Here is a 12,997-nt window from a genome sequence, read left to right on the forward strand (position 1 = left end):
GAAAACAACCTTAGTAGTAATTAGCCGTAAGCTTATCATGTGGCTCGAAAAACGACATAACCTGAATAGCTGACACAAATTTCACCTTTTTACCACTTAGAAAATGGCCTGTTTTGTAGATAATACGTAACCAGGAATTCCCCTGGGAAATACTTTGCATTTACTTATTTCATACCAAATGAGGCGAGCCGTAATGCTTTTTAATTTTTATTGCGGCGATCACTTTTACAGGATATTGGCATGACTGCCACGACCCAAAGCAGTAACAAGAAAGGCATTGTCGATATTAAGGCACTGCTTGATAATATCCGGCTTAATCCCCGGATGATATTTTTCATTGCCGCCGCAGCTGCTATTTCCATCGTAATTGCACTGCTGTTCTGGGCTAAAGAACCTGACTACCGTGTTCTGTATAGCAATATTAGCGAGCAGGATGGCGGGGCGATCGTCACGCAACTGAAACAGATGCAGATACCGTACCGCTTTGCGGAGATCGACGGTTCTATTCAGATACCCGCTGAGCAGGTGTATGAAGTGCGTCTCAAGCTGGCCCAGCAGGGGCTGCCGAAAGGTGGCGCAGTGGGCTTTGAACTGCTTGATCAGGAAAAATTTGGCATCAGCCAGTTTAACGAACAAGTGAACTTCCAGCGTGCGCTGGAGGGCGAGCTTTCGCGCACCATCGAAACGCTTGGTCCGGTCAGCACGGCGCGTGTGCATTTGGCAATGCCGAAGCCGTCCCTGTTTTTGCAAGATCAGAAACAACCTTCCGCGTCGGTGACGCTGACGTTGATCAGTGGCAGAACGCTGGATGCCGGGCAGGTGAGTGCGATTTCTTACATGATTTCCAGCGCCGTGCCGGGTCTGAGCGCCGATCGCGTGACGATTGTCGATCAAAGCGGACACCTGATGACGCAGAGCGGCGAGCAGGCGACGCAGACCACGCAGCTGAAATATACGCGCAAAATTGAAGCGGAATACCAGAATCGCATTCAGGCCATCCTGGCACCGATTGTCGGCGCGCAAAACGTCAGAACGCAGGTGACCGCGCAGGTTGACTTCACGCAGCACGAACAAACGGCCGAGCAGTACCAGCCCAACAGCCGCCCGGAAGATATGGCGATCCGCAGCCGCCAGAGCAGCAATGCCGAGCAGGGCGGTAAGAGTGCGGTAGGTGGCGTACCTGGTGCGTTAAGCAACCAGCCGCCTGCACCGGTTTCGGCGCCGATTGAGCAACCGGCAGCGCAGCAAGCCAATGGGCAAGGCGCGACCAATGCCAACGCCAATGCGAATGTAACCGCGACGCCTGCCACACCGGCGACGCCATACAACAAGCAGAGCGATGAAACCACCAACTATGAAGTGGACAAAACGCTCACGCATATCAAGCGCAGCACCGGTACGGTGGAACGCCTCTCTGTTGCGGTGGTGGTGAACTATGTGGCTGGCGCAGACGGTAAAACCGCCGCGCTCAGCAAAGATAAGCTCGACCAGATCAACGCGCTGGTGAAAGAGGTGATGGGCTACTCCGACAAACGCGGCGATACGCTGAATGTCGTGAACACCCCGTTCAGCACTGAGGCCGACGAACCGCCGGTTCCGCTGTGGAAACAGCCTGAAGTCATCAAACTGATGATGTCTGGCGCCCGTTATCTGTTTGTAGTGCTGATCGCCTGGATCCTGTGGCGTAAAGCGGTACAGCCGTTCTGGACGCGCCACCAGGAGATGCTGTTACAGCGTATGGAAATGGAAAAAGAGGCCCGCCAGGCCGAGCTGGAAGAGCAAATCCGTAAGCGTCAGAGCGCGGAAATGGCGAAAGCACAGCAGCGTGTTGAGGCGGAACAAGGCGCGCAGCAGCTGCGTGAAATGGCCGATCAGGAGCCGCAGGTTATCGCGCTGGTTCTTCGTCAATGGTTGAATAAGGAACAGAAGTCGTCATGAACGCCGCCCAGAAAAGCGCCATAGTCATGCTGACGCTCGGTGACGAGCGTGCAGCCGAAGTGTTTAAACACTTGAATACCCATGAAGTTACGTTAATCAGTAGCGCCATGGTCCACATCGGCAGTTATACCCACGATCAGCTGGGCACGGTGATGAAAGAGTTCCGCCGTGATTCGGGTGAGTTTGCCGTGCTGGATGTGAATACCAACGAATACCTGCGCAGTGCGCTGGTGAAAGCGTTGGGTGAAGAGCGGGCGAATTCGCTGCTGGAAGATCTGCTGGATGCCAACGATGAGCGTAACGGTATTGAGACGCTCAACTTTATGGAACCGCAGATGGTCTTTGACCTCATCCGCGATGAGCACCCGCAGATTATCGCTACCATCCTTGTGCATCTGAAACGCAGCCAGGCAGCCGATCTGCTGGCGAAATTCGATGAGCGCGAACGTAACGACATCATGCTGCGTATCGCCACCTTCGGCGGCGTGCAGCCGGTGGCGTTGCAGGAACTGACCGAAGTGCTGAACAACTTGCTGCACGGTCAGAACATCAAGCGCAACAAGATGGGCGGTGTACGTCCGGCGGCGGAGATCCTCAACATGATGAAATCCCACCAGGAAGACGCGGCTATCGAAGCGGTGCGCGAATACGACCAGGAGCTGGCGCAGAAGATCATCGACGAGATGTTCCTGTTCGAAAACCTTGTCGAAATGGAAGACCGCAGCATCCAGCGTATTTTGCAGGAAGTGGATAACGAATCGCTGCTGGTGGCACTCAAAGGCGTGGACGACGCGTTGCGCGATAAGTTCTTCCGCAATATGTCCAAACGTCAGGCCGATATTATGCGTGACGATCTGAATTCCCGTGGCCCGGTTCGTATGTCGCAAGTCGAAAACGAGCAAAAAGCGATCCTGTTGATTGTCCGTCGTCTGGCAGAAACTGGCGAAATCGTGTTGGGTGGAGGCGACGATGTCTACGTCTAAGCACCAGTGGAAGTCCTGGCAGCCAGAAAATCTCCTTCAGGAGTCATTCGGTCAGGAGAGCGAGTTGCGCGAGGCTGTACCGGCAGGCGATCCGGCGACGGAAGCGGCGATGCAGGTAGAGTTGTCGCGTCTGCGCAAACAGGCCGAACAAAAAGGCTTTGCCCAGGGGCAGGCGCAGGGGCTGGAAGCAGGAAAAAAACAGGGCTACGAAGAGGGTTTTGCGCAAGGCCGGGAAGAGGGCGCAGCGCAGGGCGCGGCGGAATACCGTCAGCAACAGCAGAAGCAGACCGATGAGTTCGCCCAACTGTTTGATAACGTCAGGATAACGCTCGATAGCCTCGACAGCGTGATGCCTGCGCGTCTGGTGCAGGTCGCCCTGATGGCGGCGCGCAGTTTGTTGGGCGAAAGCGTGGTGTCAACCTCGACCAACGCCTGGCTGATGACACGCATTCAGCAACTGCTGCATGAAGACACGTTGCAGCAAGGCAATGTGCAGCTGTGGGTCAGCGCCGAAGAGTCTGCCGCTGTGCAGGAGATGCTGGGCTCGGTGCTGGAAGCCCGTGGCTGGGAATTGCGTACCGATGCGCAAATGCTGCCGGGCGGTTGTCGGTTAACCACCGACGGTGGCGAGCTGGACGCAACCACGGAAACCCGCTGGAACGAGCTGTGTAATCTGAGTCGTGAGGGCTTCGCGTTATGACCGCCCGGCTAAAAAAGTGGCTTGATGGCATTGACCTGCGCGAGCACAAAATGGCGGAACTGCCGCCGTTTCGCCGCTATGGTCGGCTGACGCGCGCGACCGGTCTGGTGATGGAAGCGGTCGGTCTGAAATTGCCGATCGGCACGCTGTGCATTGTCGAACGCGAGACCGAAACGGGCATTCAGCGCGTAGAGAGCGAAGTGGTGGGGTTCAATGCCGAAACCCTCTATTTGATGCCGCTGGAAAACGTCGAAGGCGTACTGCCTGGCGCCAGAGTGTATGCCTTTGGTAACAACGTTAAAGGCAAACTGCTGCCGCTGGGACCGGAATTGCTGGGGCGCGTGCTGGATGCCAGCGCGCGTCCGCTCGATGGCCTGCCGCCGCCGGGTTCGACCGATCGCGGGCCGCTGTTTACCGCGCCGTTTAACCCGCTGCAGCGCGATCCCATCAAAAACGTGCTCGACGTGGGTGTTCGCGCGATCAATGGCTTACTGACCGTTGGCCGCGGCCAGCGTATGGGGCTGTTCGCCGGTTCCGGCGTCGGTAAAAGCGTACTGCTGGGCATGATGGCGCGTTTCACCAAAGCGGATGTCATCGTCGTCGGGTTGATTGGCGAGCGTGGCCGTGAGGTGAAGGATTTTATCGAGAACATTCTTGGTAAAGAGGGGCTTAAACGTTCAGTCGTTATCGCCGCACCGGCGGATGTATCGCCGATTCTGCGTATGCAGGGCGCGGTCTACTGCACGCGTATCGCCGAAGATTTTCGCGATCGCGGCCTTGATGTGCTGCTGATTATGGACTCCTTAACCCGTTACGCGATGGCGCAACGTGAAATTGCGCTCGCCATCGGTGAACCGCCCGCGACCAAAGGCTATCCGCCTTCGGTTTTCGCCAAGCTGCCTGCGCTGGTGGAACGTGCCGGTAACGGCACCAAAGGCGGCGGTTCGATCACCGCGTTTTATACCGTGTTGACGGAAGGGGATGATCAACAGGATCCGATTGCCGACTCGGCGCGTGCGATCCTCGACGGTCATATTGTGCTCTCGCGCAGGCTGGCGGAATCGGGACACTACCCGGCGATTGATATCGAAGCCTCGATAAGCCGTGCGATGACCGAGCTTATCGAACCGGCGCATTACAAAAAAGTGCAGCGTTTTAAACAGATGCTCTCCTCTTACCAGCGTAACCGCGATCTGGTGAGCGTAGGCGCGTATGCGGCGGGCAGCGATCCGTTGCTGGATCAGGCGATTAGCCTGTACCCCAGCATGGAGCGTTATCTCCACCAGGGAATTCATGAATCCTGTGATTATCCGACCTCCTGCGCGGAGCTTTCCGCGCTGTTTCCGGATGCCGGGGCGAACTAATGCGGATAGTGCGTAATGGCCAGCCATAACCCAATGGATGTACTGCGTGAACTGGCGGAAAAGAAGCTCAATGACACGACGGTACGGCTCGGTAGCGCTCGTCAGGCGCATGTCCAGGAGACTTCCCGGCTGGAGCAGTTGCGCACGTACTCGCAAGAATACCGCCAGCAAATGCAAACAACGCTGACGCAAAGCCGCGTTTCAATTATGGCGCTACAGACACAGCAGCGATTTTTAACCTCTCTGGATGGGGTGGTTGAGCAACAGGTCAGGCGGGTTTCCGCCAGCCAGTTTGCCGTGGATAACGTGCAGGACGCCTGGAAAAAAGATAAGCAGCGGCTGAATGCTTTTGAAGCGCTGAAAAACCGTGCTGAAGCCCAGCGATTGTTAAAAGAGAACCGGCTGGAACAAAAGCTGATGGATGAGTTTGCCCGTCGCGCCAGCCAAAGGAATATTTAAGATGATTATCAGACCTTCTACCCCTACTCCCGCGAGCGATAGCGGACGCCAGACGGCATCCACCTCATCCGCGCAGGAAGAGGGCGAGTTTTCTTCCGCGCTGAAAAAAAAGCTGGCGGCAGAACAACCCGCAAAAACCGACAAAACAGCGCCTGCGCAGGAAGGCACTAAAAAACCTGCGGATAAAAAAGAGGAGCCGTCAGGCGACGCCCGTCCGGCGCAGCCTGCGACGCTGGCTATCGATCCGCTGGCGCAAGTGGCGCAGACAATCGCGTTGCCAGCGGAGGTGACCACCGCGGATGCGCTGCTTGCCCAGGGCGAACAGACCGCGCAACCGGCACTGGCGGATCTGGCGACGTTACCGCAGAACGCGACTGAACCTGCACTTGCTGCAACCGCAGCCCCGGTAAACGCTCTTACACCGGGCGAAGTGGCGACTGAGGTTCAGCCCGCTGACCCGTTAGCGCAGGCGACTTTCGCCGCCGCTCCCGCTGAGAACGTGCAGACGCCAGTGACCGCCGCCCCGGAGCGCGGACCCGCGACCGGCAAAGGGCAGGGGATAACCACAGCGCTTCACACGGCGACACCGCTTGCGCAGAAAAACGTTGAAGGCAGCGACTCCCCTTTGCCGGCAACGGACACCGCGCAGCTTAGCGGCAATGGGCAAACCCAGGCCGCACCGGCCAGCGAAAGTTTCGCCACGGCGTTGCATGCGGTGAAAGCGGGTGAACCGCTACCGCAACTGAGCGTGATTTCTCACGCCGCACCCGTTAGCGCACCGTCAACAACGGCAGCATTAGCCTCTCCGGCGATGGCGACCGGCACCTTACAGGCGGAGGTTGGCACGCCTGCGTGGCAGCAATCGCTGGGGCAGCAAATTGCGGTGTTCACCCGTAATGGCGTTCACCATGCGGAACTGCGCCTGCATCCTGAGGACTTAGGCGCGTTGCAAATCAGCCTGCGCGTGAATAACGATCAGGCCCAGGTTCATTTCGTCTCTGAGAGCCATCAGGTGCGTTCAGCGCTGGAATCGGCGATACCGAACCTGCGCACCATGCTGGAAGAGTCCGGCATTTCGCTCGGACAGAGCAGCGTGGGCGCAGAAACCTCCTCCTCGGCGGGGGAGATGACATCGGGCAATACTTCCGGGCAAGGAAAGTCTGATCCAGAACAAGGTGAAGCGGCAATTTCGCGAGAAGAAGAACGTCCTGTCCTCTCCCGGGTCATGCACTATTCCCGTGGAATCAATACGTTCGCTTAATACGAATACGCTAAATGGCAAGGTGCTGACAGTAATTTCAGTTTATCAAGGAATTGTCCTGCATGGGTGCTGTATTAAAATAATCGCATCCAGCAGGTTATCTGCCTTAAGTATGATTCCTGATTTATTTTTAATTACAGAGTTATTCATCAAATGCCGAAGAAGAAACAAGCCGCCCAGAGTGGGAAAAAAAGCCCGCTGTTGGCGTTACTCATTTTGTTAATTCTTGTTGGTATGTGCGCTGGTGGCGCTTATGCCTATATGGAAATTAACAAACTTAAAACGCAAGTTGCTAATGGGAGCGATGGTAAAAAACCTGCCGAAGAAGTTGAGCAGGCAGAGCCGGTTTATTTGGATCTGGATACCTTTACTGTCAGTCTGAAACCAGATGCTCAGGAAAACGATCGCATTCTGTATATTGGCCTGACGTTAAAAGTTAACGATACCGCAGCGAAAGCGATGCTGGAAAAACATCTTCCTGAAGTTCGCAGTAATTTGTTAGTGCTTTTTTCCCAACAAACAGCGGCTGAATTAGTCGATGACAAGGCGAAAGAAACGTTGGCATTAAAAACAAAAGACGCGGTTAACGCATCGCTTGCTGGCCAGCCTCAACCGATGGTGACAAACGTCCTGTTTAATGCATTCATTTTACGGTAACTATTATGTCGGACAGCATTTTATCACAGGACGAGATCGATAATCTTTTGAATGGCGGCTCCGGCGGCGAAGAGAAAATTAGTGCGGAAACGGCGCTGTCGTCAGCAGAAGATAATATTAAACCTTATGATCCTAATACCCAGCGTCGGGTTATTCGCGAACGTTTATATTCTCTGGAGATTATTAATGAACGTTTTGCGCGACAGTTTCGTATCGGCTTGTTTAACATTTTGCGTCGTAGCCCGGACGTCACCGCCGGAAACATTAAAATTCAGCCGTACCATGAGTTTGCCCGCAACTTGCCGGTGATGACGAGTCTGAATCTGATTAACATGCATCCGCTGCGCGGCACGGCGCTGTTCGTCTTTTCGCCCAACCTGGTGTTTACCGCGGTGGATAACCTTTTTGGCGGTGACGGGCGTTTCCCGACAAAAGCCGATGGACGCGAATTTACGCCTACAGAACAGCGCATTATCCAGCGTATGTTGTCGATGGCGCGCGAAGCATATGATTATGCCTGGACATCTATTTATAAGATCAAAACAGAATTTGTCCGTTCTGAATTGCAGGTGAAGTTTACCAATATCACGTCGTCACCGAATGATATTGTGGTGACCACACCGTTTCAGGTGGATATTGGTTCGCATAGCGGTGAATTACAAATTTGTATTCCGTTCAGCATTATCGAACCGGTTCGCGAGTTGTTGACTAACCCGCCGCTGGAAAACTCGCAGCACGAAAATAACCAGTGGCGCAGCGCGCTCGCTTCGCAAATGCGTGATACCGAACTGGAACTGGTGGTGAAATTCGCTGAGATTTCTACCCGCTTGTCCAGAATTATGAGCCTGAAACCTGACGATATTATTCCATTGGAAAAACCTGAAGAGATTGGCGGGTTTGTTAACGATGTGCCAGTGATGTCGGGTAAATATGGCTGCGCCAATAATCAGTATGCCATTCAGGTGGAAAATTTGATGAATTCTACATTATTAGCCTTAAAGAAGGAGTGACCAACGAATGAGTGATATGGAACTTGAATCGGGGTCAAATAAATCCTCGCTTAACGACCTTTGGGGCGACGCGATGAGCGAACAATTGAACGACAATAACGCCGAGTTGCATGCTGCGGCGAAAGACGATGTGATGGTTAATTTTTCTGAAGATTTAAATTTGGTGCTCGATATTCCGGTCAAAATGACCGTCGAACTGGGGCGCACAAAAATGACGATCAAAGAGTTATTAAGACTTAGCCCAGGCGCCATTGTTTCCCTGGACGGGTTAGCCGGTGAGCCGCTGGATATTTTAATTAACGGTTACTTAATCGCCCAAGGTGAAGTGGTGGTCGTTTCGGATAAATTCGGCATTCGTATTACCGATATTATTACGCCTTCAGAGCGTATGCACCGCCTGAGCAGATAATGAATACCCCAACGCTTAATACTGTTCAGCCCGTTGCTGGCGGGCCTGCCGTGGCTCCGGTCTCTATTGGCAATGTCGTCGGCGCGCTGGCGCTGGTGCTGTTGCTGATTGTGGCGGTGGCCTGGATCTGCCGTCGCACTGGCGTCGCTTCACGAATGGTAAAGGGAAATAACATTATGTCGGTAAAACACACCCAGTCCCTCGGCGCGAGACAGCGTCTGGTGGTTGTCGAAGTGGATGACAAGTGGCTGCTGCTGGGCGTGACGCAGGAAAACATTACTAACCTGATGACGATGGAGAAAAAAGCGGACGCTGAGCCGGTTCAGGTCGCGCCGTTTGCTGCCAGTTTTCAGGCGGCGTTAGTGAATTGCATTACCCGGCATAAAGGTGAGGGCAAAAAATGAAACGCAACACGCGCCTGCTGCCGGGACTGTTTGGCTTTGGGATCACGCTTGCCGGGATTTTCTTCCCCGCCGGTCTGAGCTGGGCGGCCAGTACCGACATCATGCTTAGCCATTCGGCGAATGGCGAGAGCTGGTCACTGCCGGTACAAACGCTGGTTTTGATGACATCGCTGACGTTTTTGCCCGCGATATTGCTGATGATGACGGGTTTTACCCGCATTGTGATTGTGCTCGGGCTGCTGCGAAACGCCCTTGGCACCGCCAGTACACCACCTAACCAGGTGCTGCTGGGACTGGCGCTGTTTCTCACGTTTTTCGTGATGTCACCGGTGTTGAACCGGGTTTACGACGAAGCGTGGGTGCCGCTCTCGCAGGACAAGATTTCTATGGAAGTCGCGTTGCAAAAAGGGTCGCAACCCTTGCGCGCCTTCATGCTTAAACAGACCCGCGAAGGGGATCTGGCGCTCTTTTCCCGCATCGCCAAAGCGGAGCAGTTTAATACGGCCGACGATGTGCCGATGAGCATTCTGGTTCCTGCGTTTGTGACCAGCGAACTGAAAACCGGTTTCCAGATCGGCTTTACGATGTTTATTCCTTTTTTGATTATCGACCTGGTAGTGGCAAGTGTGCTGATGGCGCTGGGGATGATGATGGTGCCTCCGGCAACGATTTCCCTGCCTTTTAAGCTGATGCTGTTTGTACTGGTGGATGGCTGGCAGCTGGTTATCGGCTCCCTGGCGCAGAGCTTTTTTAGTTAGAGAGAAGAAGATGACCCCTGAAAGTGTCATGTCGCTTGGCTTCCAGGCGACGAAAGTCGGGCTGTTTATTGCCACACCGTTATTGTTAGCCGCGCTGGCCGCGGGTTTGATTGTCAGTATTTTGCAGGCATCGACGCAGATCAATGAAATGACCCTCTCATTCATTCCGAAGATCCTCACCATCGTGGTGGTGCTGATCGCCTGCGGGCCGTGGATGTTGTCAACGCTGGTTGACTACATGCGTGGTCTGTACAGTAGCCTGCCCTATATCATTCGTTAACGATGCTTACGCTCTCGCTGGTTACGCTTTATGACCAGGTGAACCAGTATTTCTGGCCGTGCCTGCGCATGCTCGCCCTGTTCGGCGCGGCACCGATCTTCAGTGAAAAACAGCTAAGCGCGCGGTTGAAAGTCGCGCTGGCGTTGATCACTGCTTTTCTTGTCGCTCCGCAACTGCCGCAGAGCAACATCGCGATCGCCTCGCTCGACGGTTTCTGGGCCTGCTGCCAGCAGCTGATTATCGGCATTGCCATCGGGCTTGCGGTTCAGCTGATTTTCGTGGCGGTGCGCCACGCCGGTGAGATTATCGGTATGCAGATGGGCCTCTCCTTCGCCATGGTTTATGACCCCAGCGGCGGCCCGAGTATGCCGGTCGTTTCGCGGCTGCTGAACCTTTTTGTCACGCTGCTGTTTCTGACCTTCAATGGCCATCTTTATATGCTCGAAGTGGTGGCGAATAGCTTTCAGGCTTTCCCGATTAGCGCCGCGCCGCTCGGTCATGAAGGGTTTATGGCGATGGTCAAAGCAGGCAGCCTGATCTTTCGCTACGGCTTAATGCTTGGCCTGCCGGTTATCACCTTATTGCTGTGCCTCAACCTGACAATGGGGTTGCTCAACCGCCTGACACCGCAGCTTTCGATTTTTGTGGTCGGTTTTCCGCTTTCTTTAACTGTCGGCATGGTAGCCATGTCGCTGGTGATGTACACGCTTGCACCCTTCTTTGAAAACATGATGGCGGGCATTTTTGACCATCTGTTTGTGATCCTGACGGGATTCAAATAACGCCAGAAGGGACGTTTTTAATCATCGTGATTCGTCACGGGATGTGACGCTGAGTAGGTAAAGGACTATGAGTGAAAAAAATGTAGTTAGTATCGCTAACGTTCTGATTTACAGCGAAGATATATTTTCGGCGCAGGGATTAACCACGCTGATTAAGTTCTATCGCCCGAGCTTGCGCATCAGCCATATCGCAAGCCCACAAGAGGCGTATGCAGCAAACAGCAATAAAGTGCGTTTTGTGGTTGCGGTGGCCACGCAGGCCACCAATCTGATGTCGTTGATGAACACCATGCAGTATTTGCGCGACGCGAAGCCGGATTTGCCGTGCCTGGTGCTGAGCGACGCTCTGGACCCTGTTTTGCCCGCCCTGATGCCGGATGTTCCGACGCTGTGTCTGAATACGCCTATCCGCCACATTTATGAGTCAATCAGCCGTTTGCTGTCACGCAAAGGGGCGGCATCGCCGCACTATTCTGCGCTACCGCTGTTAACACAGCGCCAGCGCGAGGTGCTTTGTCTGCTGGCCTCCGGTGCCAGCGCGCAGGATGTTTCTGCTGAGCTTGGGATCAGCCTGAAAACCGCCTACGTACACCGGCGCGATATTCTGATGCGGCTTAACATTACCCCGAATTATTATCGTGGTGTTTTTTCCGGTCGCTTGTCATAACGGGCGTAAATAACAGAAAGACAACAGCCTCGCCTGCTCAACGTTATGCTGAGCAGGCGAGGCTGCTATTGGCGGTGTGAAGATGATTTTGCCCGCTGTCGGGGCAAAATCGTGCCATTACTGCAATGTGGTGGGTGCACCAGCCGCGAAGTTGAGCAGCGGGCTACGCTTCAGCGCGCGTGACGGTGGCACGCAAAGGCTGCAGGTAAAACCGTTGAACATGTGCTCTGGCGTGGTGATAAAACTGCCGCCACAACAATCGCACTGTGTCTGCTTGAGCATGCCGCCGTCGATAAAGCGCAACAGCGTCCATGCGCGGGTTAACCCCAGCACCGGTTCTTCATTTTCTTCAGCCAAACCGTGTTCCATATAGAGACGGTAGGCTTTCAGCATCACTTCAACAGAGCGGCCAGGTTCGACCTTCTGCAGGTAAAGATAAATATTATAAAAAATGGATGAGTGAATATTCTGCTCCCACGCCATATACCAGTCGGCGGAAAAAGGCAGCATCCCTTTCGCCGGGGAATCCCCTTTCAGCTCTTTATAGAGCTTTAACAGTTTCCTGCGGCTAAGGCTGGTTTCACTCTCCAGCACCTGCATTCTGGCGCCGAAATTAATCAACTGCATGGCAATATGCGTATCTTTAATTTCCGACATAATGCTTTTTTCGTGCAACATTGAGTCTTCCATTACGCCGCCTCGCTGTCATCATGATTGAGCGTGTTAAGCAGATTGCTCGACAAAATAATGCCGGTATGCAAACGCTGAAGCGCATCAATACGCGAGTCTTTGGTCAGGCAGTTGATCATCACATCATCATCAATACGCAACCGGCTAATCAGCTGGCCTGAAGAGGACAGTTTAATCAGTTGCGGCAGTGACAAGCTGCGTAAGGTTTCCATCGTGGTTTCGTTTAAACCGAGGCGGAAACCGGCTGCAATTTTATCTTCACGGATCAGACGCTGTGCCAGTAATAAATAGGACAGGTTCAGATCCTGGATAGATTGCATTTGTTCGTCAAAGTTTTGTTCGTTCATAAAGTTGCTCCCGCAAAAAACAGGCGATGCGCTGTCTTTCGCTGTTATTTAAAAATTAAATATGCGAGCAACCACTTTATTTCGATATTAATTAAAAATACTAAAAGGTAAATCTTTTAACAGCTTTAATATAATTGTGCAGGTGATTGTATTGTGTTCCTGCTTAAATCTTTGTTTCCAGGACTTTTCCTGACAACGGAAATAAGTTTACACAAAAGGATTCATGCGAACAATGGAAATAATGCGGAAAAAATAGGCGGTTTGTAAAGTTGTGTTTTTGTTACTAAT

General features: G+C 53.5%; 16 protein-coding genes. 14 read left to right on the top strand and 2 right to left on the bottom strand.

The window, feature by feature from the left end:
- The first annotated feature begins 240 nt into the window (after nt 1-240).
- The 14 genes from fliF (at nt 241) to O3S68_RS16270 (ending at nt 11,672) form a co-directional block, all read left to right on the top strand.
- Nucleotides 241-1,938, top strand: a complete 1,698-nt coding sequence (gene fliF, locus O3S68_RS16205) for a flagellar basal-body MS-ring/collar protein FliF (RefSeq protein ID WP_269231939.1) — start codon at nt 241-243, stop codon at nt 1,936-1,938.
- On the top strand, nt 1,935-2,921 hold the full coding sequence (fliG, locus tag O3S68_RS16210) for a flagellar motor switch protein FliG (RefSeq protein ID WP_020454834.1): 987 nt from the start codon (nt 1,935-1,937) through the stop codon (nt 2,919-2,921). Before fliF ends, fliG begins: the two co-directional genes overlap by 4 nt.
- Nucleotides 2,908-3,621 (top strand): flagellar assembly protein FliH, encoded by a 714-nt coding sequence (locus tag O3S68_RS16215; RefSeq protein WP_044489458.1) that lies wholly within the window; start codon nt 2,908-2,910, stop codon nt 3,619-3,621. Before fliG ends, O3S68_RS16215 begins: the two co-directional genes overlap by 14 nt.
- On the top strand, nt 3,618-4,985 hold the full coding sequence (gene fliI / locus O3S68_RS16220; protein WP_269231940.1) for a flagellar protein export ATPase FliI: 1,368 nt from the start codon (nt 3,618-3,620) through the stop codon (nt 4,983-4,985). The genes O3S68_RS16215 and fliI overlap by 4 nt, the downstream gene beginning before the upstream one ends.
- Nucleotides 4,986-5,000: 15 nt before the next feature.
- The gene (fliJ, locus tag O3S68_RS16225; protein WP_020454831.1) at nt 5,001-5,444 is read left to right on the top strand and encodes a flagellar export protein FliJ; all 444 of its coding nucleotides are present in this window, start codon (nt 5,001-5,003) and stop codon (nt 5,442-5,444) included.
- A 1-nt stretch (nt 5,445) separates the two neighbouring features.
- On the top strand, nt 5,446-6,705 hold the full coding sequence (locus O3S68_RS16230; RefSeq protein ID WP_269231941.1) for a flagellar hook-length control protein FliK: 1,260 nt from the start codon (nt 5,446-5,448) through the stop codon (nt 6,703-6,705).
- A gap of 153 nt (nt 6,706-6,858) precedes the next feature.
- A complete protein-coding gene (gene fliL, locus O3S68_RS16235; RefSeq protein ID WP_269231942.1) occupies nt 6,859-7,362 on the top strand; it encodes a flagellar basal body-associated protein FliL in 504 nt (167 codons plus the stop codon).
- Nucleotides 7,363-7,367: 5 nt separating this feature from the next.
- Nucleotides 7,368-8,372 (top strand): flagellar motor switch protein FliM, encoded by a 1,005-nt coding sequence (gene fliM / locus O3S68_RS16240; RefSeq protein WP_269231943.1) that lies wholly within the window; start codon nt 7,368-7,370, stop codon nt 8,370-8,372.
- 7 nt (nt 8,373-8,379) lie between these two features.
- Nucleotides 8,380-8,781, top strand: coding sequence for a flagellar motor switch protein FliN (gene fliN, locus O3S68_RS16245; protein WP_020454827.1), 402 nt, complete (start codon nt 8,380-8,382; stop codon nt 8,779-8,781).
- Entirely contained in the window at nt 8,781-9,185 is a 405-nt protein-coding gene (fliO, locus tag O3S68_RS16250; RefSeq protein ID WP_269231944.1) for a flagellar biosynthetic protein FliO, read from the top strand. Before fliN ends, fliO begins: the two co-directional genes overlap by 1 nt.
- On the top strand, nt 9,182-9,943 hold the full coding sequence (fliP, locus tag O3S68_RS16255) for a flagellar type III secretion system pore protein FliP (RefSeq protein WP_020454825.1): 762 nt from the start codon (nt 9,182-9,184) through the stop codon (nt 9,941-9,943). The genes fliO and fliP overlap by 4 nt, the downstream gene beginning before the upstream one ends.
- Before the next feature lie 10 nt (nt 9,944-9,953).
- Nucleotides 9,954-10,223: a flagellar biosynthesis protein FliQ gene (gene fliQ, locus O3S68_RS16260; protein ID WP_044489457.1), complete on the top strand. Its 270-nt coding sequence runs from the start codon at nt 9,954-9,956 to the stop codon at nt 10,221-10,223.
- Nucleotides 10,224-10,225: 2 nt separating this feature from the next.
- Complete coding sequence (gene fliR / locus O3S68_RS16265) at nt 10,226-11,005, top strand: flagellar biosynthetic protein FliR (protein ID WP_020454823.1); 780 nt, start codon at nt 10,226-10,228, stop codon at nt 11,003-11,005.
- Nucleotides 11,006-11,072: 67 nt separating this feature from the next.
- Nucleotides 11,073-11,672 carry a response regulator transcription factor gene (locus tag O3S68_RS16270; protein ID WP_269231945.1) on the top strand — a complete coding sequence of 200 codons (600 nt, stop codon included), beginning with the start codon at nt 11,073-11,075 and terminating at the stop codon, nt 11,670-11,672.
- A gap of 117 nt (nt 11,673-11,789) precedes the next feature.
- Here O3S68_RS16270 and flhC read toward each other — a convergent pair whose 3' ends face one another.
- Entirely contained in the window at nt 11,790-12,347 is a 558-nt protein-coding gene (gene flhC / locus O3S68_RS16275) for a flagellar transcriptional regulator FlhC (RefSeq protein WP_052332815.1), read from the bottom strand.
- Nucleotides 12,348-12,361: 14 nt separating this feature from the next.
- Nucleotides 12,362-12,709 carry a flagellar transcriptional regulator FlhD gene (flhD, locus tag O3S68_RS16280; RefSeq protein WP_020454820.1) on the bottom strand — a complete coding sequence of 116 codons (348 nt, stop codon included), beginning with the start codon at nt 12,707-12,709 and terminating at the stop codon, nt 12,362-12,364.
- Nucleotides 12,710-12,997 lie beyond the last annotated feature (288 nt).

This window comes from Kosakonia sp. SOY2 (genome assembly GCF_027109175.1).
Lineage (GTDB): Bacteria > Pseudomonadota > Gammaproteobacteria > Enterobacterales > Enterobacteriaceae > Kosakonia.